The sequence below is a fragment of the Mesorhizobium sp. B2-6-2 genome, assembly GCF_006440615.1.
Classification (GTDB): Bacteria; Pseudomonadota; Alphaproteobacteria; order Rhizobiales; family Rhizobiaceae; genus Mesorhizobium.
In genome coordinates this window covers 21,107-43,081 of sequence record NZ_VFUG01000028.1, presented here as the reverse complement: position 1 = coordinate 43,081, position 21,975 = coordinate 21,107, and the positions used below count along the sequence as shown (strand labels likewise).

The 21,975-nt window shown below is 64.5% G+C and carries 23 protein-coding genes; 7 read left to right on the top strand and 16 right to left on the bottom strand.

The window, feature by feature from the left end; translation table 11 throughout:
- Window positions 1-263 precede the first annotated feature (263 nt).
- Entirely contained in the window at window positions 264-815 is a 552-nt protein-coding gene (locus FJ419_RS29360) for a hypothetical protein (protein ID WP_246679423.1), read from the bottom strand.
- Between the two features lie 341 nt (window positions 816-1,156).
- Here FJ419_RS29360 and FJ419_RS29355 point away from each other — a divergent pair, with 341 nt between their 5' ends.
- On the top strand, window positions 1,157-1,507 hold the full coding sequence (locus tag FJ419_RS29355) for a hypothetical protein (RefSeq protein WP_140545487.1): 351 nt from the start codon (window positions 1,157-1,159) through the stop codon (window positions 1,505-1,507).
- Here the strand turns inward: FJ419_RS29355 and FJ419_RS29350 are convergent.
- Both FJ419_RS29350 and FJ419_RS29345 read right to left on the bottom strand, forming a co-directional pair.
- Window positions 1,491-2,693, bottom strand: a complete 1,203-nt coding sequence (locus FJ419_RS29350; protein WP_140700717.1) for a GGDEF domain-containing protein — start codon at window positions 2,691-2,693, stop codon at window positions 1,491-1,493. The two genes, FJ419_RS29355 and FJ419_RS29350, sit on opposite strands and share 17 nt — an antisense overlap.
- Before the next feature lie 388 nt (window positions 2,694-3,081).
- Window positions 3,082-4,278 (bottom strand): GGDEF domain-containing protein, encoded by a 1,197-nt coding sequence (locus tag FJ419_RS29345; protein WP_140700716.1) that lies wholly within the window; start codon window positions 4,276-4,278, stop codon window positions 3,082-3,084.
- Window positions 4,279-4,439: 161 nt separating this feature from the next.
- On the opposite strand from FJ419_RS29345, the gene FJ419_RS29340 reads away from it, so the two are divergent.
- The gene (locus FJ419_RS29340) at window positions 4,440-4,745 is read left to right on the top strand and encodes a hypothetical protein (protein ID WP_140700715.1); all 306 of its coding nucleotides are present in this window, start codon (window positions 4,440-4,442) and stop codon (window positions 4,743-4,745) included.
- Window positions 4,746-4,811: 66 nt separating this feature from the next.
- Here the strand turns inward: FJ419_RS29340 and leuC are convergent, their stop codons facing one another.
- From leuC to rplS, 6 genes are all read right to left on the bottom strand, one after another.
- Window positions 4,812-6,221: a 3-isopropylmalate dehydratase large subunit gene (leuC, locus tag FJ419_RS29335; RefSeq protein WP_140700714.1), complete on the bottom strand. Its 1,410-nt coding sequence runs from the start codon at window positions 6,219-6,221 to the stop codon at window positions 4,812-4,814.
- A 396-nt stretch (window positions 6,222-6,617) separates the two neighbouring features.
- On the bottom strand, window positions 6,618-7,268 hold the full coding sequence (locus tag FJ419_RS29325; RefSeq protein ID WP_140700713.1) for a methyltransferase domain-containing protein: 651 nt from the start codon (window positions 7,266-7,268) through the stop codon (window positions 6,618-6,620).
- 58 nt (window positions 7,269-7,326) lie between these two features.
- The gene (locus FJ419_RS29320; protein ID WP_181170839.1) at window positions 7,327-8,133 is read right to left on the bottom strand and encodes an amino acid ABC transporter permease; all 807 of its coding nucleotides are present in this window, start codon (window positions 8,131-8,133) and stop codon (window positions 7,327-7,329) included.
- Between the two features lie 342 nt (window positions 8,134-8,475).
- On the bottom strand, window positions 8,476-9,273 hold the full coding sequence (locus tag FJ419_RS29310; RefSeq protein WP_140547007.1) for a transporter substrate-binding domain-containing protein: 798 nt from the start codon (window positions 9,271-9,273) through the stop codon (window positions 8,476-8,478).
- 170 nt (window positions 9,274-9,443) lie between these two features.
- Entirely contained in the window at window positions 9,444-9,605 is a 162-nt protein-coding gene (locus FJ419_RS30955) for a hypothetical protein (RefSeq protein WP_181170838.1), read from the bottom strand.
- Window positions 9,606-9,912: 307 nt separating this feature from the next.
- Window positions 9,913-10,434 carry a 50S ribosomal protein L19 gene (gene rplS, locus FJ419_RS29305; protein ID WP_095769549.1) on the bottom strand — a complete coding sequence of 174 codons (522 nt, stop codon included), beginning with the start codon at window positions 10,432-10,434 and terminating at the stop codon, window positions 9,913-9,915.
- 343 nt (window positions 10,435-10,777) lie between these two features.
- Between rplS and FJ419_RS29300 the strand changes: the two genes are divergently transcribed.
- Entirely contained in the window at window positions 10,778-11,530 is a 753-nt protein-coding gene (locus tag FJ419_RS29300; protein ID WP_140700710.1) for a sulfite exporter TauE/SafE family protein, read from the top strand.
- On the opposite strand, the gene trmD is transcribed toward FJ419_RS29300, so the two are convergent.
- Window positions 11,512-12,213 (bottom strand): tRNA (guanosine(37)-N1)-methyltransferase TrmD, encoded by a 702-nt coding sequence (gene trmD / locus FJ419_RS29295; RefSeq protein ID WP_140700709.1) that lies wholly within the window; start codon window positions 12,211-12,213, stop codon window positions 11,512-11,514. The genes FJ419_RS29300 and trmD overlap by 19 nt on opposite strands.
- Window positions 12,210-12,809: a ribosome maturation factor RimM gene (rimM, locus tag FJ419_RS29290; RefSeq protein WP_140547010.1), complete on the bottom strand. Its 600-nt coding sequence runs from the start codon at window positions 12,807-12,809 to the stop codon at window positions 12,210-12,212. Before rimM ends, trmD begins: the two co-directional genes overlap by 4 nt.
- A 127-nt stretch (window positions 12,810-12,936) precedes the next feature.
- Here rimM and FJ419_RS29285 point away from each other — a divergent pair, with 127 nt between their 5' ends.
- The 4 genes from FJ419_RS29285 to rhuM all read left to right on the top strand — a co-directional run bounded on the left by FJ419_RS29285 (window position 12,937) and on the right by rhuM (window position 17,169).
- A complete protein-coding gene (locus FJ419_RS29285) occupies window positions 12,937-13,245 on the top strand; it encodes a hypothetical protein (RefSeq protein WP_140700708.1) in 309 nt (102 codons plus the stop codon).
- Between the two features lie 105 nt (window positions 13,246-13,350).
- On the top strand, window positions 13,351-14,289 hold the full coding sequence (locus FJ419_RS29280; protein ID WP_140700707.1) for a tyrosine recombinase XerC: 939 nt from the start codon (window positions 13,351-13,353) through the stop codon (window positions 14,287-14,289).
- 177 nt (window positions 14,290-14,466) lie between these two features.
- Window positions 14,467-15,531, top strand: coding sequence for a TraB/GumN family protein (locus tag FJ419_RS29275; RefSeq protein WP_140700706.1), 1,065 nt, complete (start codon window positions 14,467-14,469; stop codon window positions 15,529-15,531).
- A gap of 606 nt (window positions 15,532-16,137) precedes the next feature.
- Window positions 16,138-17,169, top strand: coding sequence for a RhuM family protein (gene rhuM, locus FJ419_RS29265; protein WP_140700705.1), 1,032 nt, complete (start codon window positions 16,138-16,140; stop codon window positions 17,167-17,169).
- A 32-nt stretch (window positions 17,170-17,201) separates the two neighbouring features.
- Here the strand turns inward: rhuM and lpdA are convergent, their stop codons facing one another.
- Genes lpdA through odhB form a run of 5 tightly spaced genes read right to left on the bottom strand, consistent with a single transcriptional unit; the run spans window position 17,202 to window position 21,967 of the window.
- The gene (gene lpdA, locus FJ419_RS29260; RefSeq protein WP_140700704.1) at window positions 17,202-18,608 is read right to left on the bottom strand and encodes a dihydrolipoyl dehydrogenase; all 1,407 of its coding nucleotides are present in this window, start codon (window positions 18,606-18,608) and stop codon (window positions 17,202-17,204) included.
- A gap of 24 nt (window positions 18,609-18,632) precedes the next feature.
- The gene (locus tag FJ419_RS29255) at window positions 18,633-19,388 is read right to left on the bottom strand and encodes an SDR family oxidoreductase (protein WP_140700703.1); all 756 of its coding nucleotides are present in this window, start codon (window positions 19,386-19,388) and stop codon (window positions 18,633-18,635) included.
- On the bottom strand, window positions 19,385-19,897 hold the full coding sequence (locus FJ419_RS29250) for a hypothetical protein (RefSeq protein ID WP_140700702.1): 513 nt from the start codon (window positions 19,895-19,897) through the stop codon (window positions 19,385-19,387). The genes FJ419_RS29255 and FJ419_RS29250 overlap by 4 nt, the downstream gene beginning before the upstream one ends.
- Window positions 19,897-20,670 carry a DUF4241 domain-containing protein gene (locus tag FJ419_RS29245; protein ID WP_140700701.1) on the bottom strand — a complete coding sequence of 258 codons (774 nt, stop codon included), beginning with the start codon at window positions 20,668-20,670 and terminating at the stop codon, window positions 19,897-19,899. Before FJ419_RS29245 ends, FJ419_RS29250 begins: the two co-directional genes overlap by 1 nt.
- Before the next feature lie 16 nt (window positions 20,671-20,686).
- The gene (gene odhB, locus FJ419_RS29240; RefSeq protein ID WP_140700700.1) at window positions 20,687-21,967 is read right to left on the bottom strand and encodes a 2-oxoglutarate dehydrogenase complex dihydrolipoyllysine-residue succinyltransferase; all 1,281 of its coding nucleotides are present in this window, start codon (window positions 21,965-21,967) and stop codon (window positions 20,687-20,689) included.
- Window positions 21,968-21,975: the final 8 nt, after the last annotated feature.

The window sequence follows — 21,975 nt, the reverse complement described above, 5'->3', positions numbered from 1 at the left end:
GCGATGGGAATACGGCGTTTGCCGCCCTCATTTATGGCATCGGACAGCCGGTTTCTAATGCTCTTTTTGCACCGCGTCAAAGCCGGAAAATCGTTTTGGAAACATCATTTAGTCTGACAAATTGAGGGCCGCGCGCTTCAATCGATTAGCGGCTGTTTTGAAGCCGGCGCATGGTTCGCTGCAGCGCAGCAATCAGATGACCGACGCTGCGGCCGGTCGCGTCGGGATCCCGCGGGCCGGCCTCACCCGGATATCGTCGCACCTCAGCGCCTGCAAGTCTGCGGGGTGGATCCCCTCTTCATCACCAGCGCCTCGCGTCCGTCGATCACAATTGCGTCATGGGTCGCTGCTTCCTGGTAGCGGCTGCTCTGGTTGGCGGGCGAGGCCGCGAACTCTTCGGCCGTGCCATCGGGCCGCATGACGCGCAATGCGTTACCCAGATTCTGGATGGTGATCATGCCGCCATTGCCGCATCTGTAGGTGGCCGTGCCGACGCCGGAACGCGGCATGGTAAGGTCGGTGACGATCCTGGTTGCGGGCGCAGGCGTTGCAGGCGCCTTCGCCGTCGCAGGTACCGGCGCCGTTGTGGCTGCCGGGGCCGTTGCAGGTATGGCGGGCGTTGCAGCTGCCGGCGTCGTCGCGGGTGCGGCGGATTGCGGAGGAGGAGCAGGCGAGGCGGCGGGCGCCGCGGCATTCGCCACCTTCGGCGCGCCGTCCTGCGGCACGCAGGCCGCGGCCGCCAGAAGCAGCGGGATGGCGATCGACACTCGAACCGTGCGGCCAAAGCTCATGCGCTGCCCTTTCGTGCGCGGCACGCTACAGCAATTCCAGGAAATGTGTGAACGGTTGGGTTCGGCGCCTTCGCCGTGGTCTTCCGTCCGGAATTGCGTCGAAACAAAGAGATAGGCGGTTGCCCTTTCCGTGAGACGGTGGACCGCTGTAGCCATGCGGCGCCGCAAGATCAAGTTGACCCTGGGTCAGCCGGCTATCCAGAACCGCGCCCGTCGCCGGGAAGCCCGACCTTCGAAAATTAACCATGTTCTTTAAGAACCGGCGCCGAAAGCCTCCCGCCTCTTAACAAAGGTTAAGAAAGAGTTAATTTCCGATTCGAACCGGATTTCAGGCGCGATCTGCGCGCCGACCAAGGGAGAGCGACATGCGTTCGAATTCAGTGCGGATAGGCTTCGCGGCCGCAACGCTGGCGGCGCTGGCGATCGCCGCGCCGGCCGAGGCCGGCTTGCGCCATCACGACCGAGTCTATGCCGATTCCTTCGGCAATCTCGTCATCGACAGCGCCGCCGGCTACAAGCGCATCGTCGTCGGCGAAGGCAAGCTCGCGAAAAAACTTTCCGAATACACCGGCACCGGCCAGCCGGATGTCGCCTATGACGATGCGGAAGAGCCTGGCGCGCCCGGCTGCTACCAGCCGCCGGTGCTGGTCAAGGGCCGTTCCTACATGTACGGGCTTTCCGACGGCGAGATGCCCAATCTCAGCCCTTGCCGTTGAAGATAGCCGGCGTGTGGCGCCGCGCCGACACGCCTGATACGCGCACGCAGTCGCGGCCGGCATTCTTGGCGTGGTAGAGCGCGGCGTCGGCGCGCCGCAAAAGATCGGCAAAACCTTCGTCGTCGGCAAGCTCGGCCACGCCGAAGCTTGCGCTGCAGCGATGGTCGGCAGGTAGCCCGTCGATCGGCAGGGCGCCGAACGCGTTGCGCGCGCCTTCGGCAAACAGCCGCGCCGCGGCGAGATTGGTGCCCGGCAGGATGATGGCGAATTCCTCGCCGCCGATGCGGCCGGCGACATGGTGTTCGGCGGCGGCTTCGCGCAGGAATCCGGCGAAGGTCTCGATCACACGGTCGCCGCAGGCATGACCGTAGCTGTCGTTGATGCTCTTGAAGTAATCGAGATCGGCGATCACCAGCGCCACCGGCACGCCGCGACGGACGGCGTCCCGCATGGCAAGGTCGGCATGGCGTTCGAAGCCGCCGCGGTTGAACAGGCGCGACAAAGCGTCGGTTTCCGATTTCGCCGTCGCGTCGTTGAGCGCGTCGCGCACCAGCACGGCCAAGGCAAGCAGCGCCAGCGCCAGCCCGAACACGGTGCCGAGCGATTGCGACACCAACGCATAGCTGGTTTGCACATAGGCCTGCGGGTTGGCGCCCCAGCCGCCCAGCGCGCCCGCGATGAGCGGCTTGGAGGCAAACTGCACGGCGCTGGCGCCAAGCACCAGCGCCAGCACATGGTCGAGCCGCGCGAGCCTTTGCCGGGAGGACAGCACGATGCCGAGCGCGACGAACTGCATGGCGGCGTAAGGAAGCTGGTAGGCCATCATGCGCGTCAGCGACTGGCGCGGCAGGTCCTGCACCAGATAGACGGCGACCGAGGTGACGACGAGAAAGCACAGCATCGTCGCCCAGGGCGGCCGCACGCCATATTTATGGGCCAGTCCGCCATTGAAGGCGATGGTTGCGCCGAGGAACACGGCAAAGGCGGCAACCACCGGCAGCCGCGCGTCCGCGAAGGCGGGGATGCTGAATTCGATGGCGAAATAGGCCATGCCGAGCAGATAGCTGAAGGCAAGCCAACGCGCCGATACGCGTCCGCTGTCATGGACGGCAATCGCCATGAACGCCGCCGCCAGAAGCCCGGCGACGAGCAGGTTGATCATCAGAATGAAGTCGGCGCTGCCCATATTTGCTCCTTGACCGAAAAGCAAATCATCGACCGGCGAAAATCACGTTAACGCCAGGCATGGCGGAAGGGCCACGGACCGTTGCGATTGGCTCAAAGGCCCCATCCGGTCGTCAGGGCATTTGGAACGCCGCTTAGAGGTCAATGGCAATCGCCTGGTTCCGCGATTGGCCGAGCCATCCCTCCGATCGTCATCCACGGGCGAAGCAAGGAGCGAAGCGACGCGCGCAGACCCGAGGATCCATTCCGTTACTTTCGAGAGCCGCTCACGGTGCAGAATTCTGCTCCGCTGCATTCTTCGGCGAAGGTCACGGAATGGATCCTTGGGTCTGCGCTCCGCTTCGCGTCGCTCCGCCCGTGGATGACGAAGGCGCGGGTGTCCACTTGTGTCACCCGGCTGCGAGCCGCTCGGCAACGAAGGCGGTCTCGGGCCGCTCGTAAGAGAGGCGCACGCTGTCGCGGCCATTCTTCTTGGCCTTGTAGAGCGCCTCGTCGGCGCGCCGCATCAACGGCATCAGCCCTTCCCTGCCGGTGCGGGCGGCAACGCCGAAGCTTGCGGTGACCCTCGTGTCGGGTGGCAGGCCGTCGACCGCGCCAGCCGAATAGAAGGAACGGATCGCTTCGGCGAAGAGCCTTGCCGACGCCAGGTCGCTCAGCGGCAAAAGCACGGCGAACTCTTCGCCGCCGATGCGGCCGGCGGCCCCGCGCGCGCCGGTGGCGGAACGCAGCTTGGCGGCGAAGTCGGCAATCACCCGGTCGCCTGCCTCATGGCCGTGCTGGTCGTTCAGCGCCTTGAAGTGATCGAGATCGGCAAGCACCAGCGCGACGGGAAATCCGGCCTTGCCGCACTGGTCGAGCAACAGGGTCGCCCGCTCCTCGAAGCCGCGGCGGTTGAGGATGCCCGAGAGCGGGTCGGTATGGGTCTCGTCCTTCAGCGCCCTCATCACATCGAGCGCCGCGGCCGTGAACAGGCTGAGCGCGATCAGCAGCGACAACAGCGCGTGCGAAAGCAGCGCCGTCGTCCAGTAGGACGATCCGTAGAAGCCCTCATAGCTGGGGAACGGCCCGTGCGCGATGACGACGACCAGCGTGCGGGCGATGAAGTTCAGCCCCGAAAGCAGCGACAGTGCGAACAGGATTTTCTCGGTTGGGCCGTTGTTGCGCACCGTTCTCAGTTCGGCGCCGACCAGCAGGCTGAGCGCGCCGAAGCCGAAATTCATCGCAAGCACGCGCCAGGTGAGATCCGGCTGGACGAACATGAACCAGATGAAGGCGGCGAGCCCGCCGCCGGTAATCACGCCGATGCCGACATAGGGCACGCGCCGCCCGTAGCGCGCGATGATCGCGCTGGAGAGGCAGCAGGCCGCGATCGTGAAGCAGATGTTGGAAACGAGCTTGGTCAGCGCCACGCCGAGCGGAAGCGTGAAATATTGCAGCAGGAAGCCCGGTGCCGACAGGCAGTAGCTCGCGCCGAGCGCGGCCAGATACGGGCGATGGCGCTGGTAGCACCACAGCACGAGGAACGCAGCGCCGAGCGCCAGCGCTATCGTCGGATTGAGCAGCGCTATGAGCAGACCGGTGTCCAAAGGACTGCGACTTTCCCCAACTTACCCAGGGGGAGATACTAGGACGCAAGCCCAAACAAGCGGTTAAGCCTCGATGGATACGTCGCATGCCGCGCGGAACCGGCCTGCCGGAGCGGCGTTGTCCGGCCAGGACAGGAGATGCCAGACGGGAGACGATCGAGATGGCCGGCACGATCACTTTGACGAACCACGATGAAATCCGCTCCTGGGCGGCGGCGCGCGCCGGCTTCCCGGCCATCGTCGACGTCTCGCCCGAGGCCGGAACGCAGCCCATGCTGCGGCTGGTGTTCGGGGAACAGGCCTATGAAGACACCGACCGACCGGAACGTCCGATCAACACCGGCGGCTACGAGCTCGTGGAATGGGACGAGTGGTTCAGGATCTTCGACGAGCGGCAGCTGGCCTTGGTCGTCGCCGCCGACGAGCCCGGCCGGCGCGAGGAATTTCACGAGATCATCCGCAGGTAGATAGCCGAAAAGCGAAAGGCCCGGACGTCCTGTCCGGGCCTTTGTTGAGCGACGCAGCCGGGGCGCCTATTTCCAGTCGCGGATGTCGACGAAATGGCCGGCGATCGCGGCGGCCGCCGCCATGGCCGGCGACACCAGGTGGGTGCGGCCCTTGAAGCCCTGCCGGCCCTCGAAATTGCGGTTCGAGGTCGAGGCGCAGCGCTCATGCGGCTTCAGCCGGTCGTCGTTCATGGCCAGGCACATCGAGCAGCCCGGTTCGCGCCAGTCGAAGCCGGCGGCGACGAAGATCTTGTCCAGGCCTTCGGCTTCCGCCTGTTCCTTGACCAGGCCGGAGCCGGGCACGATCATGGCGTTGACGCGCGGGTTGACCTTCTTGCCCTCGACCACTTTGGCGGCGGCGCGCAGGTCCTCGATGCGGCCATTGGTGCAGGAGCCGATGAAGACGCGGTCGAGCTCGATGTCGGTGATCCTGGTTCCGGGCGTCAGCCCCATATAGTCGAGCGCCCGGATCTTCGAGGTGCGCTTGTTCTCGTCCGCGATCGCTTGCGGATCGGGGACGATACCTTGCACCGAGACGACGTCCTCGGGCGAAGAACCCCAGGAGACGATCGGCGGCAGTTTTTGCGCGTCGAGCACCACGACCTTGTCGAAATGCGCGCCCTCGTCGGACTGCAGCGTCTTCCAATAGGCGAGCGCCGCATCCCAGTCAGCGCCCTTCGGGGCGCGCGGCTTGTCCTTGACATAGGCAAAGGTCGTCTCGTCCGGCGCGATCAGGCCGGCGCGGGCGCCGCCCTCGATCGACATGTTGCAGATCGTCATGCGGCCTTCCATCGACAGCGAGCGGATCGCCTCGCCGGCATATTCGATGACGTAACCGGTGCCGCCGGCGGTGCCGATCTCGCCGATGATGGCGAGGATGATGTCCTTGGCGGTGACGCCTTCCGGCAACTGGCCGTCGACGCGCACCAGCATATTCCGGGCCTTGCGCTGGATCAGCGTCTGGGTGGCGAGCACATGCTCGACCTCGGACGTGCCGATGCCATGCGCAAGCGCGCCGAACGCGCCATGCGTGGAGGTATGGCTGTCGCCGCAGACGATGGTCATGCCGGGCAGCGTGAAGCCTTGCTCGGGCCCGATGATGTGGACGATACCCTGGCGGATATCGTTCTCGGAATAATAGTCGATGCCGAAATCCTTGGCGTTCCTGGCCAGCGCCTCGACCTGGATGCGGCTTTCCTCGTTCTTGATGCCGAACTTGCGCTCGGGCGAGGTCGGCACGTTATGGTCGACCACGGCCAGCGTCTTTTCCGGATGCCGGACTTTTCTGCCGCTCATGCGCAGTCCTTCGAAGGCCTGCGGGCTGGTGACCTCGTGCACGAGGTGGCGGTCGATATAGAGCAGGCAGGTGCCGTCGTCCTGGCGGTCGACCGTGTGGTCGTCGAAGATCTTGTCGTAGAGGGTGCGCGGTGCGCTCATGTGCGTAAATCCGTCGATATGAGAATGGGAAAAGGACGCCGGCAACCCGGCGCGACGACTGCGATCGGTCGGTTCAGCGAAGTCGGCTGGTGAGCGCGCCGCAGACGCGCGCGGAGAAACGCGACGGCAGGCGCTTTCTGTCCTGCAGCACGAAACCCTTATAGGCCGGATCGCTGAAAAGCTTTTCCATGGCGCCGTAGATAGCAATGTTTTGGCTTTTCGGCAATCAGCGCCAGCTTGCCTTCTCCCCTTGTGGGAGAAGGTGGATCGGCGCGCAGCGCCGAGACGGATGAGGGGTGTTCCAGCGAAGTGAGGCGTCGGCATTCCCTGGAGCACCCCTCATCCGGCCGCTTCGCGGCCACCTTCTCCCACAAGGGGAGAAGGGAAAGCTGGCGCTCAAACCACCTCGAACACAAACGTCTTCACCAGCGCCTCCGGGTCGCCGATGGCATAGCAGCGGAACCACGGACTTTCCTCGACCAGCCGCCATTTGCCCGCCTGCGTCAGCTCGTCGAACACCGCCTGAAAACCGCCGCTCTCGAAAACCTGGTCGCGCACGGTGAAGATGGCGTGGCCGCCGGACTTGGTGATGCGCACCAGTTCATGCAGTCCCGATGCCGGCGCGTGGCCGATGGTGAAGACGCCGGTCGAGAAGAAGGCGCGGAAATGCCGGTCGGGCCAGGGCAACGGGCCGCCGAGCATCGCTTTCTTCAGCTCGCCATAGGCCGGCTTGCCATCGGCCTGGCGGCTGCCGGCGATCTTCAGCATGTCGTCGGAGAGGTCGAGGCCGGCGATGTAGCCATAGCCCAGAGCCTTCAGCGACGGCCCCGACAGACCCGTGCCGCAGCCGGCGTCGAGCAGCGGACCTTCGCTCGCCGGCACGTGCCGCGCCACCCAGGCGGTGATGAGGAAAGGCAGGAGATAGCCCAGCGAGGCGGTCTCGCTGTCATAGGTCGCGGCCCATTCGGCATAGGCCTTGGCGAGCCTTTCCGGCGAGTCGGCCGAATAGACGGAATCCAGCGCCGCATTGGCCTTGTCGAAATTCATGGGGCTTGTCCTCCGCGATGGTGAGCTGAAGGATCGTAGCGCGCTCCGAGGCGGCCGGCTATTCCTGATGCTGGCGACGTAGCCGCTGTTCCAGCCCCCTTAGCGCCAGCGACAGGCCGACGGTGAGGATCAGGTAGATATAGGCGACGATCGAATAGGTCTCGAAGAAGCGGAAGGAGCCTGCGGCATAGACCTTGCCCATCTGGGTGATGTCGGCGACGCCGAGCACCGAGACCAGCGAGGAATCCTTGACCATGGCGACGAAGTCGTTGCCGAGCGGCGGCAGGATGGTGCGGATCGCCTGTGGGAAGACGATCAGCCGGAAACGCTGGACGCGGCTGAGCCCGAGCGCCTTGGCCGCTTCGATCTGGCCCTTCTCGACCGACTGGATGCCGGCGCGGAACACTTCCGAGATGAAGGCCGAGTAGCCGATGGTCAAAGCCATGATGGCGCGCCAGAGCAGCGAGACGTCGCGCACCAGCAACTCGCCCATCAGGCCGGCGCCCTGCAGCGGCGCGGTCAGCGCATTCCAGGCGGCGACGAAGGCCGGCGCGCCGGCGAAGGCGATCCAGAACAACAGCACCAGGATCGGCACGCCGCGGATGATCTCGACATAGAAGCGCGCGACCTGGCGCAGCCACTGCGATCCCGACAGCGCCATCAGCGCGATGCCGAGCCCGAAGGCGGAGGCCAAAGCGAAAGCGACCGCGGTGACGAAGATGGTGATGCCGATGCCCTTGGCGACTGTGCCGAAGACTTGCGCATAGAGGTCGCTGGAAGCGACGGCGACAGCGGCGGCCAAGGCAAGGATGGCCGTCGCGGCCAACCACCAGGGGAATTCGGGTTTGGATTTGGATATGGGCATCAGGCGATGCCGATGGAGCGGACGTCTCGAGAAGATAGCGCCCAGGCCCCCCTCTCTGGCCTGCCGGCCATCTCCCCCTCAAGGGGGGAGATCGAACCTCGCGTGGGCTTTCGCCAATCACCGACGTTGAATGAGGAGCGCCGTGGTCGGAGCTGCCAATCTCCCCCCTTGAGGGGGGTGAGACGTGGTCCGCATAGCGGACGAAAAGCCAATTGCTTGGCTTTTCGAACGACGAACGCCCGGAGCGACAGCGTAGGGCCGGATCCGGCAGGGCAGAGAGGGGGGCCTGGGCGCAATGTCAGCGCAATTTCCTGCAAACTCTCTGCGCGCAACAAGACGGGTTCACTGCCCCATCTTGTAGTCGAGGAACCATTTCTTGTTGAGCTTGTCGATCGTGCCGTCGGCCTTGAGCGAAGCGATGGCGGCATTGACCGGCTTCACCAGCTCCGAGCCCTTCGGGAAGATGAACCCAAAATCCTCGGTACCGAGCGGACCGCCGATCAGCTTGAGCTTGCCTTCGGAGGCATCGACATAGCCCTGGCCGGCGGTGCCGTCGGTGAGCACCACGTCGACGTCGCCCGACTTCAGCGCCTGCACGGTCGCGCCGAACGTCTCGAACAGCTTTATCCGCGGGTTCTGCTCGTTGCCGTCGAGCACGCTGTAGACGGCGGTGTAGAACGGCGTGGTGCCCGGCTGGGCGCCGATCAGCCCGTCCTTGAAGGCGCCGAAGCTCTTGGCGTCGGTGAAGCGGTTCTCGTCGCCGCGCACCAGCATGAACTGCTCCGAGCGCATATAGGGGTCGGAGAAGTCGACCTTCTCCTTGCGGTCGTCCTTGATGGTGATGCCGGTCATGCCGATGTTGTACTGGTTGTCGGAAACCGCCTGGATCATCGCGTCCCAGGAGGTGTTCTGGTACTCGACCTTGAAATTCAGCCGCTTGGCGATCTCGTCCATCGCGTCATATTCCCAGCCGATCTGCTTGCCGGTCTTCTTGTCGATGAACTGCAGCGGCGGATAGGCGTTTTCCGTCACCACCACGACCTTTTTGCCGCCGAGATCGGGCAGGTTATCGGCGAGCGCCGCGACAGGCGCGAGAAGGCACGCCATCATGGCGGCCAGCAGCAGTTTCGACTTGGTCATGACAAACTCCCCGAATGTGATTTGGCCGCGCGATGTTCGCGCGCCAAGAGAAAACCGCGCCGACTTTAGCTTGCCGCAAGCGCCTTGCAAGCCGGCCCGCGCTGCCGGGGCTCGCCAATGTGAATTCCAATGCTCTTCAGCGATGATTTCGGGGACGGCGATTGCGGCGATCAGTCCTGATCGGCCGTGGCTTCGCGCAATCCGGCGACCAGTCGTGTCAGCGTGCCGTGCAGCACCTTGAGCTCGGCCCGCTCCAGCGGCATGCTGCAGGCAAGCCCTTCCTGCACGTTGGCGGGACAGAGGGAGGTGCGAAGGGAACGCTGACCTATCACCTTCGTCATTCTAGGGGCGGAGTAAGGAGCGAAGCGACGCGCGTAGACCCTGGAATCCATTCCGTGAAATAAGAGCGATACTGCGGTGCAGACCTATCTTTTCAGGAAGGTTCGACGGAGTTCCATTCTCTACCGCCGCATCCCTCGCGAAGATAACGGCATTCTAGGGGTCTCCGGTCCGCTCCGCTTCGCGTCGCTCCGCCCCAGAATGACGAACCGCGAAGGCTTCGATCAAAATCCTTGCGATATTCGCACAACAAAAAAAGGCGGCCGAAGCCGCCTTTCCAGAATCTGTCTCGCAAAAACCTTATTCGGCCGAGGCGGCCTCGGCGGCGGCCTTCTTCTCGGCGGCTTCCTTGGCGGCCGTCTCGGCGGCCAGCGCCTGGGCGGCGGCCACCTTCTCGGCCTCGATGCGGGCGCGCTCGGCGTTCAGCGCGTCGCGCTCTTCGTCGTTCAGCTTGCGGGCGCGCACGCCGGTGTTTTCCGAAATACGGGCCGACTTGCCGCGACGGTCGCGCAGGTAATAGAGCTTGGCGCGGCGAACCTTGCCGCGGCGCACGATCTCGACGCCCTCGACCATCGGCGAGTAGACCGGGAAAACGCGCTCCACGCCTTCGCCGTAGGAAATCTTGCGTACCGTGAAATTCTCCTGGAAGCCCGAGCCGGCGCGGGCGATGACGACGCCCTCATAGGCCTGGACGCGGGTGCGGGTGCCTTCGGTGACACGCACCTGGACGCGCACGGTGTCGCCCGGCTGGAATTCGGGCAGCTTGCGCTTGGCTTCGATCTTGGCGGCCTGTTCGGCCTCGAGCTGACGGATGAGATCCATCTCAAATATCCACTTCTTGTTCTTCCGACAGTCAGAGCGTCCTACGCTCGCATTGCAGTTCCAATGACCGCTCGGCTATGCCCTTTGTCGAAACACCGGGCAGGGACGGCTACACCGCACTTGTTGACGGGTCCGAAAGATTGTTCTTCCGGTTCGGGCGGGCACATACAGCCATTTTGCCGCTTTGTCACGCCCTAATGCATGTCGCCCGGAAGTGCGCGCGGTTCCGGGACCACGACATGCATCAAAACAAGGGCGTTGCGGCATATTTTGCGCCCATGGCCCACATTTACCGCGGCCGTGCCGGGTTGCGCGCGGCTTGCAAGCTTCCTAAGCGGGGAAAATGACTTTCTTCGATGCCGCCTTGCTCTTTCTCTCAGGCTTTGTCTCCGGCGCGGTCAATGCCGTCGCCGGCGGCGGCACCTTCGTCACCTTCGGCGCCATGACGCTGGTCGGCCTGCCGCCGATCGTCGCCAACGCCACCTCCTCGGTGACGCAGTTTCCCGGCTATATCACCTCGACGCTCGCCTATCTCGATGACATCAGGCATTTCTGGCGCCAGGCGCTGCTGCTCTGCGTCATCTCCGCCCTCGGCGCGCTGGCCGGCTCGCTGATCCTGCTTGCGCTCTCCAATCCGTCCTTCCGCGCACTGGTGCCCTGGCTGCTGATCGCCGCCACCGCGCTGTTCGCCGCCGGGCCGTGGCTGAAACCGACGCCTAAACCTGGGGCCGAAGCCAAGGTCGGCTCCTTCGCCGGATCGCTCGCCCAGTTCGCGACCTCCGTCTATGGCGGCTTCTTCGGCGCCGGCATGGGCGTCATGATGCTGGCGACGCTCGGCCTGACGCAGGTCGGCGACTACCACCGGCTCAATGCGCTGAAGAACATGCTGGCCGTGGTCATCGCGGCCATCGCCATCCTGGTCTTCGTTTCGGGCGGTGTCGTCGCCTGGCCGCAGGCGATCGTCATGATTCCGGGCGGCGCGCTCGGCGGCTATGCCGGCGTCTGGGTCGCCAAGCGCGTGCCGCAGGGCGTCGTGCGCGGCTTCGTCGTCGCCGTCGGCCTGTTTCTGGCCTTCTATTATTTCACCAAGGGCTGAGCAGCCCTCAGCAGATCCGGCCGCCGCTCCCGCGTCAGCTTCTCGGCCTCCGCGCGACGCCATTCGGCAATCTTCTTGTGGTTGCCGGAAATCAGCACGTCCGGAATCGGCCTGCCTTCGAACTCCTGCGGACGCGTGTAGTGCGGATGCTCGAGCAGCCCGTTCTCGAAACTTTCTTCCTCGCCGGACACCGCATTGCCCATGACGCCCGGCAGCAGCCGCACCACGGCATCGAGCAGCACAAGTGCTGCCGGCTCGCCGCCCGACAGGATGAAATCGCCGACCGAGACCTCCTCCAGCCCCCGCGCCTCGATCAGCCGCTGGTCGACGCCTTCGAAGCGGCCGCACAGGATGACCGCGCCCGGGCCGGCGGCCAGCGCGCGCACGCGGGCCTGCGTCAGCGGTTTGCCGCGCGGGCTCATCAGCAGCCTTGGACGCTTATCGCCGGGCGGCGAGGCATGGTCGATTGCCTTGGCCAGCACGTCGGCGCGCATCACCATGCCGGCGCCGCCGCCGGCCGGCGTGTCGTCGACGGTGCGGTGCTTGTCGGTGGCGAAATCGCGGATCTGGATTGCTTCCAGAGACCATGTGCCGGCCTCCAGCGCGCGGCCGGCCAGCGACAGGCCGAGCGCGCCCGGAAACATCTCCGGATAGAGTGTCAGCACCGAGGCGGCAAAGCTCAACGGTTGCCCCCAGCATCCTTCGGTCCGCGCGGCCGACCCTTCGGGTCGAAGCCGGCATCCCTGGGCGCTTCGTCGCCTTCTTCGTCTTCGACCAGCCCCGCCGCCTGAGGGTTGACCTCAACGAATCCGTCGGCGATCGAGACATGCGGCACCGCGGCCTGCGTGAACGGGATCAGCACGCCCTTGCGACCGGCAAGCGTGACGTCGAGTATGTCGCCGCCACCGAAATTATGCACGGCGACCACCTTGCCGATGACGCCCGTATCATCCCTGACATCGAGGCCGATGAGATCGGCGTGATAGAACTCGTCCTCCTCGCCGTCGTCGGGCAGCACCGAGCGGTCGACGAAAAGCTCGGTGCCGGCCAGCGCCTCGGCGGCATTGCGGTCGCCGACGCCCTTGAAACGCACGACCACCACAGTCCCGGCCGGCCTGATATCGGTGATCTGGAAGGCGCGGCCGTCCTTGGCATAAAGCGGGCCGTAATCGGCCAGCGCCAGCGGGTCTCCGGTGAAGGTTTTCACCCGCAATTCGCCCTTGATGCCGTGCGCGGCACCGATCACGGCCATCTGTACAGGGTTTTCGAGCTTCGACATCGGCGGCGCTTCCTTTGCTCTGCTCTAACGCCCTCAAGCCGCTAATTCAACGATGCGATCGGTCGTGCCTCGATTTGAGGTCCGTATGGGGATGGATACAATGGAGTGGGAAGGCGGGAGGATAAAAATGGGTGAAGCACGATATATGGATCGAAAAGAGGCCATCAGGGCCGTCCTCAAATATTGCGCGATACAAAGGCAGACAGTCCGCTATGGAGTGCTCGGAAAAGCTGTCGGGATTCCCGCTCAAGGTCCCTGGCAACCGGTTCTTGATGAAATAGCCAAGGAAGAGAACCCTGACATCACGTTTCTGGTAGTGAACAAGGACGGTCTATCGAGTCGAATTGGTTTCGAAGCAGCAAATCCTCCTACTGACAAGCAGCGGAAAGGTGCTGAACGGACGATACAAGCTGTGTTTACCCACTACGCAAAGTAGAGGCACGACCTGCCAGCTCCATCTTGATGGGCGATTCTGCGCGGCGAGAGCCCTCGGTCCCAGTCTCTTCACCGCTTCCTAACCTGCTGGGCGGAAAATGCCACCATGCAGGAATTCCTCATCCCGGCAAAACCCGACCTTCAGGCGGCCCGCAAAACCTGGCTGAAGACGCTGGCGCATGAGCGCCGCTTGTCGCCGGAGACGGTCGAGGCCTATGAGCGCGACACCCGCCAGTTCCTGCATTTCTTGACCGGCCATTGCGGCGGCGCGCCGGGTATCTCCGACATCGCCGACCTGCGGCCGGCCGATTTGCGCGGCTTCCTCGCCGCGCGGCGCAACACCGGCGCTGGCGCCCGTACGCTGGGGCGCGGCCTTGCCGGTATCCGCTCGCTGCTGCGCTTTCTCGAAAAACGCGGGATGGTCAACGCGGCAGGCGCCGCAGCCCTGCGCGCGCCGCGCCAGCCGAAATCGTTGCCCAAGCCGCTGACGGCAAGCGACGCGAAACAGGTCGTGGCGATGGAGGGCCAACTGGCGGAAGAGCCGTGGATCGCCGCACGCAACGCCGCCGTGCTGACGCTGCTCTACGGCTCCGGCCTGCGCATCTCCGAGGCGCTGGGCCTGACCGGCGCCGACCTGGCGACAGGAGCCGACAGCGTGCTGCGCGTCACCGGCAAGGGCGGCAAGACGCGGCTGGTGCCGGTGCTGCCGGTGGCCCGCAAGGCGGTTGCCGAATACCGCCGGCTCTGCCCTTTCCATATGGGTCCCGACGGCCCGCTGTTCCGTGGCGCCCGTGGCGGCCCGCTCAACCCGGCCATCGTCCAGCGCGAGATGGCGAAGCTGCGCTCGGCGCTCAACCTGCCCGACACCGCGACGCCGCACGCCCTGCGGCATTCCTTCGCCACCCACCTGCTCGGCCGCGGCGGCGACCTGCGCACCATCCAGGAACTGCTCGGCCACGCCAGCCTGTCGACCACCCAGATCTACACCGGCGTCGACACCGCGAGGCTGCTCGATATCTACGAGAAGGCACATCCAAGGGCGTGAAACCGCTGGGGTGGCGCGAAGCCCCGCGACTTCGTCATTCCAGGGCGAAGCGATAGACGTTTCGGTCAACGCATTCCTTCCGACAACCCGAGCGAACATCAAAGCTCACCGGATCGGAAACAATTTCATCCTCCCGGTTAACCGTTTTGCCGCTTTTCGGCGCTAAGACGCTTCTTCATGAAACGCGTCATCGCCATCGCCGACCGCGCGGCCCTGGTTTCGTTGAAGCTGCTTGCAGCGCTCAACCTGCTGTTTTTCCTGTCTTTCCTCGCCGTTCTGCTGCTCGCCAGCCGGGCCCATGCCGAGGCACCCAATTGCGCCGGCGCCGATCTGTTGACGGCGCTGGAGAAGAACGATCCCGCCGCCTTCAAGAAGGTCGAGACCGAGGCGGCGGCCGTTCCCAACGGCAAGGGCCTGCTGTGGAAGCTGGAGAAGCCCGGCGAAAAACCGTCCTATCTGTTCGGCACCATGCACATGACGGATACGCGCGTCACGACGCTGCCGGCAGCGGCGCAGAAAGCCTATGACGGCGCCGGCACAATCGTCATTGAAACCACCGACGCAATGGACAAGACCAAGATCATGGCCGCGATGGCCAGCGAACCCGGCCTGATGATGTTCACCGACAACACCACCCTGTCGTCGCTGTTGTCGCCGGACGATGCGGCGGCGCTGGACAAGGGGCTCGACGCGCGCGGCATCCCGCCGGCGACGGTCGCCAAGATGAAGCCGTGGATCCTGTCGGCGATGATGGCGTTGCCGGCCTGCGAGGTGGCGCGCCAGAGCGCCGGCGAACTCGTGCTGGACGTCAAGCTTGCCTCGGACGCCAAGGCTTCGGGAAAGGACGTCGAAGGGCTCGAAACCGCCGTCGATCAATTGCGCGCCATGGCCTCGCTGCCGATCGAATTCCACATGAAGAGCCTGGTCGAGACGATGAAGCTCGGCGACAAGGTGAACGACGTCAACGAGACGATGATCGTGCTCTACCAGCGTGGCGAGGTCGGCATGTTCTGGCCGCTGTTCCGCGCCGTGCTGCCGGAGACGGCGGACGACAAGGCCGGCTATGCCGCCTTCGAGCAGACCATGATCACCAGCCGCAACAAGGTGATGGCGGCGCATGCCGGGCCGATATTGACCAAGGGCAACGTCTTCATGGCCGTCGGCGCCATGCATCTGCCCGGTTCGGAAGGACTGGTCGAGGATTTTCGCAAGGCAGGGTATATTGTTACCGCCGTCAACTGAGTCGTCTGGCGGCTGGCGGACCTGAAAACGCCGGTTTTTCAGCGCTTTCCGTCCGTCCGCGTGAAACCCGATGCGGGCTCAGCGCGTTGATGGCTGTTATTTTGATGACTTTCATCCAAGGAGGACACGTTTCATGGCGAACCCTAACGACCCGTTCACCCCTTCGAGCACGCCTCCCACCTCGAGTGGCGGTGGTGGCGGCAGCGGATGGCTGATCGCCCTTGTTGTCATTATCCTGGCCGTGGTTGCGTATTATGTCTTTGGCAGAAGCGGCGGCGAGCATGCGCCCGCCCCGGCTGAGCCGCCGGCCGCCAGCACGCCGGCTCCGGCCCCTGCAACGCCTGCTCCGGCGCCTGAGCCAACTCCGGCGCCTGCCCCGGCTCCCGCGCCAGCTCCGGCACCTGCGCCCGCGCCCGCGCCCACCCCTGCGCCAGCCCCGGCACCTGCGCCGGCTCAGTAACCTGGCAACAGCTTGAAGATGAACGGCCCGCCGAGAGGCGGGCCGTTTTGGTTGGGGCAGGCAAATCGCGGAGAATGGTGGCATGACCGGGTGTTCGGTAGCGGAAGTTGCTATAATGTTCTCGTGCAACCGAGTCGGGCATCCTTATGACTGATGATGAAAATGAACCGGTACATCTGGTAGAAGACGAAGAGACTGGCGATCGGTTTCTCGTCTACAGCACCGAAAAAGGCATTCAGCTCGATATCCGCTTCGAAGGTGACACCCTGTGGATGACGCAGGCGCAGATTGCCGACCTATTTGGGCGGGATCGCACCACGATCACGCGGCATATCAACAATGTAATTGAGGAGGGGGAACTCGACGAAGCGACTTCTGTGCAAAAAGTGCACATAAGTCTGGGCAGGCCGGTCGCTGTCTACAACCTGGATATGGTGATCTCGGTTGGCTATCGGGTGTCATCGACCCAGGCCACTCTTTTCCGTCGCTGGGCCACGGGCATCCTGGTCCAGTTCGCCAAGAAGGGATTCATTGTCGATTCTCCACGTCTAAAGCGTCCCGAGAGTGCAGATCGGGTCGCTGAGCTACGTGAGATAATCCGTGACATTCGTTCCGACGAGGCGAACATCTACCGCGAGCTGCGCAGCATTTGCGCCATGTGCCAGGACTACGACGGCACCACCGAAGCGGCGCGCGAGTTCTATCAACGGACGCAAGCCAAGCTGGTCTACGCGGTCACATCGCAGACGCCCGCGGAAATAATCGCCGCCAGGGCAAACTACCAATTTGAAAACATGGGCTTACGGTCGTGGCCAAACGACAACATTAGAAAGACTGATGTCGCCGTTTCGAAGAACTATCTCGCTGAAGGCGAGATCAAAGAGCTAAACCGGCTCACGACCATCTTGCTCGACATATTCGAAGACCAGCTCGACATGGGCAGGCTTGTCGTGATGCAGGATGCGCAGACCCTTCTCGACCAACAGTTGCGTCAGCTTGGGCGAACAGTCCTGCGATCCGGCGGCTCCGTGAAAACCTCTGACGCAAAGCGTATCGCTGAAGCGCAGTACGAGAAATTCGATCGGCAGCGGAAGCTTGAACGCCATCAGGAAGCTGACGAACGCATCGCCTCCTTGGCCAAGGAGGCGAAGAAACTGCCGAAGTCGCCACGCCGATAGCAGACAAAGAAAGAAGAAGCCTATGACGCCTTTCAGATGTGAATAGGCTTGAAGAACGTGGCCAGCGCCGCTTCCTTGACCGCTTCCGACATCGTCGGATGCGCGTGGCAGGTCCGCGCCAGGTCTTCGGACGAACCGCCGAACTCCATCAGCACCGCCGCCCCGTGGATCATCTCGCCGGCGCCGAAGCCGACGATGTGGACGCCGAGCACGCGGTCGCTTTGTTTGTCGGCCAGGATCTTCACGAAGCCGTCGGTATGCAGCATGGCGCGCGCGCGGCCATTGGCGCTGAACGGGAATTTCCCGGCCTTGTAGTCGATGCCGGCCTTCTTCAGCTCCTCCTCGGTCTTGCCGACCGAAGCGATCTCCGGGCTGGTGTAGACGACGCTCGGGATGACGTCGTAGTTCACATGGCCGGCCTGGCCGGCGATCGTTTCGGCCACCGCGACGCCCTCGTCCTCGGCCTTGTGCGCCAGCATCGGCCCGGCAATGACGTCGCCGATGGCATAAATGCCGGGCACATTGGTCCTCAAATGCCCGTCGGTCTTGACTCGGCCGCGCTCGTCGACCTCGACGCCGGCTTCCTTCAGCCCGAGGCTGTCGGCATAGGGGCGCCGCCCCGTGGCGACCAGCACGACGTCCGCCTCGATGGTTTCGGCCGCGCCGCCCTTGACCGGCTCGAAGGTGACGCTGGCGCCCTTCTTGACCTTGGAGACGCCGGTGACCTTGGCGCCGAGCTTAAACTCGAAACCCTGCTTGGAAAGCAGCCGCTGGAACTGCTTCGACACCTCGCCGTCCATACCGCCCAGGATAGTGTCGAGGAACTCGACCACGGTGACCTTGGCGCCGAGCCGGGCCCACACCGAGCCGAGTTCCAGCCCGATGACGCCGCCGCCGACGACGACGAGGCTGGCGGGCACCTTGGCCAACGACAACGCGCCGGTGGAGGAGACGATCGCCTTCTCGTCGAAATCGACCTTGACGCCCGGAATGCCGGCGACATCCGAGCCGGTGGCGATGACGATGTTCTTGGTCTCGATCTCCTCGACCTTGCCGTCCTCGCCCGTCACTGAAACCTTGCCGCCGGAAATCACCTTGCCGGTGCCGCGAAAGGAATCGATCTTGTTCTTCTTGAACAGGAACGCGACGCCGTTGACGTTGGACGTCACCGTCGCGTCCTTATGCGCCATCATCTTCTTCAGGTTGAGCTTCGGCGCCGGTAGCTCGATGCCCAGCGTATCGAAGGCATGGCCGGCTTCCGCGAACATCTCGGAGGCGTGGAGCAGCGCCTTCGACGGGATGCAGCCGATGTTGAGGCAGGTGCCGCCGAAGGTGGCGCTCTTCTCGACCACCGCCGTCTTCAGCCCGAGCTGTGCCGCCTTGATGGCGCAGACATAGCCGCCCGGGCCCGATCCGATGATAACGACGTCATAAGCCATGATGGTGTCCTTCTGGTCTGGCCCTCAGCGGCCGCCGCTCACATTCAGGATCGCGCCCGTTATATAGGAGGCCGCATCTGACAAAAGATAGAGAACCGCGCTGGCGACTTCGTCGGCTGTCCCGGCGCGTTTCATCGGCAGCAAATCCTGCATCCGCGCCACCCGGTCGGGCTGGCCGCCCGAGGCGTGGATTTCGGTCTCGGTGATGCCGGGGCTGACCGCGTTGACGCGGATGCCTTCGAGCACCACCTCACGCGCGAGCCCGATGGTCATGGTGTCGATCGCGCCCTTGGAGGCGGCATAGTCGACATATTCGCCGGGCGAGCCCAGCCTCGCCGCCGCCGAGGATAGGTTGACCATGGCTCCACCTTTGCCGCCATGCCGCGTCGACATGCGCTTGACCGCTTCGCGCGCGCAGAGGAAGGAGCCGACGATGTTGATGCGCATCATGCGCTCCAGCCGAGCGACGCTCATCTCGTCGACCCGCGCCTTGACATCGACGATGCCGGCATTGTTGACGAAGGCGTCGAGCCGGCCGAACGCCCGGTCGACGGCTTCGAACATCGCCAGGACATCGGCCTCGTTACCGACATCGCCTCTTGCCGCGAAAGCATCGCCGCCACCGGCTTTGAGCTCGGCGACCAGCATGTCCGCCGCCATCTGGTTGGAGACATAGTTGACCGCCACCCGGTAGCCGGCCTGGCTCGCCTGTCGGCAGATAGCTGCGCCGATGCCGCGGCTGCCGCCGGTAACCAGCAGCGTCTTCCTGTGCGCGCTCATTCCTGGCAGCCTTTCAGCACGAAAATGTCCCAAGGCACCTTGGAGAAACCGGCCGGGCCATAGGCGGCCGACATTTCAAGCGACGCTCCAAGATCGGGAAAGATCAGGCTTTTCGGTGCCTCGGCGCCTTCGGCCGGCAGCAGGCCGATCATGCCCTTGTCGTCGGCGCTGTAGACGACGCCTTCCCAAACCGTGCAGGCGGCAAGCTCATCGCCGGTGACGTCGCCGGTCGGGCATTGGTACATCAGCGAGCCATGCGGCCGCGCGGCCGATCCCTCGGTCCACATCGCGATGCCGTCGAGCACGGTATTGTTGTCGAGGATCATGCGGAAATTATTGGTGATCGTCGCCGAGGTGCCGGCGGGCGTGAAATCGATCTCGGCGCCGCTCTTTGCTTCGCCATAGATGGCAAGCTGGATCGGGCAGGCGGCCTGGGCGCTGGAATTCACCGCCGTGAGCGCCAGCGATCCGGCCATCAATCCGATCATGGGCGAGGCGGCATTCGTCATCACTTGCCCTGGTCGCTTTCGCGGCCGTCGGCGTTTTCGAGCACGCCGAAGTCGGTCATCAGGACCACCGGCTCGCCCGCCGCGTCCAGTCCCCAGAAGGACGGATAGAAGCCATCGCCCCAGCCGCTCCAGAACATCGCGATGTTGACCGGATTGCCGGCGGCCGGACGGTGCATGACGAATCGGTCCTGGTTGGGCGCGAACTCGGCCGCCAGCACATCGTCATAATAGTTCTGATCGGGCTTCAGCTTGTCCTGCGCGGCCGTCATCAAGGCCATCGCCGCCTTGTCCATGAACGAGCCGAGGCCGGCGTCGACGGGATAGCCGAAGATCTCGTCGCCGTTCAGCGTCGAGACGTCCTGGCCGGGCAGAGTGGCGAGCTCCCAGCGCACCGGCACGCCGGGTCGGAAGCGAAGGAACGCCGCGGCGACCCGGCCCTGCGCCTCGAACAGCGCGACCGGATAGTGCCCGGGTTTCACCCTGCGGGCCAGCGCCGGCCAGTCGTCGGTCGTGATCAGAGGATCGCAGGCGATGATCTCGCCGGTCGGGAGTTCGAGCTCGCCGATCGGCGTGACGGTGATCTTACGCTCCGCCAGTTGCGCGTCGGAGAGCGCAAAGATGCCGAAATTGCTGCTCGCCGTCGCCGGATCCCAGTCGGCGGCCGTTGCGGGCGACGGGATGGCGGCGGAGAGGCCAAGCAGGAAGATGCTGCGCCGCAAGCCGCGTGCCGTCCGGCCGAGTCCGAACCCGAACCGTTCCAGCCAGCCGCTCATTGCGGATCGGCTCCGATCACAGATCGAGCACCAGCCGCTCGGGGTCCTCCAGGCTTTCCTTGACCCGCACCAGGAAGGTCACCGCTTCCTTGCCGTCGACGATGCGGTGGTCGTAGCTCAGCGCCAGATACATCATCGGCCGGATGACGATCTGGCCGCCGACCACCATCGGCCGCTCCTGGATCTTGTGCATGCCAAGAATGCCCGACTGCGGCGCGTTCAGGATCGGCGTCGACATCAGCGATCCGTAAACACCACCGTTGGAAATCGTAAACGTCCCGCCTTGCATATCCGCCACCGACAGCTTGCCGTCGCGCGCGGCGAGGCCCAGACGGCCGATCTCCTTCTCGATCTCGGCGATGGACATCTGGTCGGCATCGCGCACCACCGGCACCACCAGCCCCTTGTCGGTGCCGACGGCAACGCCGACATGGGCGAAGTTCTTGTAGATGAGGTCGGTGCCGTCGATCTCGGCATTGACCGCCGGGATCTCCTTCAGCGCGTGCGTTACAGCCTTGGTGAAGAAGCCCATGAAGCCGAGCTTCACGCCATGCTTCTTCTCGAACACGTCCTTGTACTTGGACCGCAGCGCCATCACCGCGCTCATATCCACCTCGTTGAAAGTGGTGAGCATGGCGGCGGTCGACTGCGCCTCCTTCAAGCGGCGTGCGATGGTCTGGCGCAGCTTGGTCATGCGCACGCGTTCCTCGCGCGGCGCATCGGCGGTCGAGGACGGCGCCCGGGCAACGACCGGCGCTGGAGCCGGAGCAGCCTTCGGCGTCTCGGCCGGCTGGGAAGGGGCGCCCTTGGCGATGGCGTCGAGCACGTCGCCCTTCAGCACCTGGCCGCGCTTGCCGGAGCCGGACAACTGGTCGACCGAGAGATTGGCCTCCGCGATCAGCTTGGCGGCGGCAGGCGCCGGCGGCATGGTGCGCGGCTCGATCTGGCCGGCATCGCCAGCGATTCTGGCGGTTTCGGCCGCGGCCTGCTTGCCGGTGGATGCGGCATCCGGGCTGGAAGCCTGGGCGACTGCCTGCGGCTTGGTCGCCGGGGCCGCGCCGCCCGCCGAAATCGATCCGAGCAACGCCCCGACATTGACCGTCTCGCCTTCCTTGACGGCGATCTCGGCCAGCGTTCCGGCGCCCGCGGCGGGCACTTCCACCGTCACCTTGTCGGTTTCGAGCTCGACCAGTGGCTCGTCGGTGGCGATCGCGTCGCCGACCTTCTTGAACCACTTGCCGACAGTCGCCTCGGTGACGGATTCGCCGAGAGTGGGGACGCGGATTTCGGTAGCCATTGTGCCTG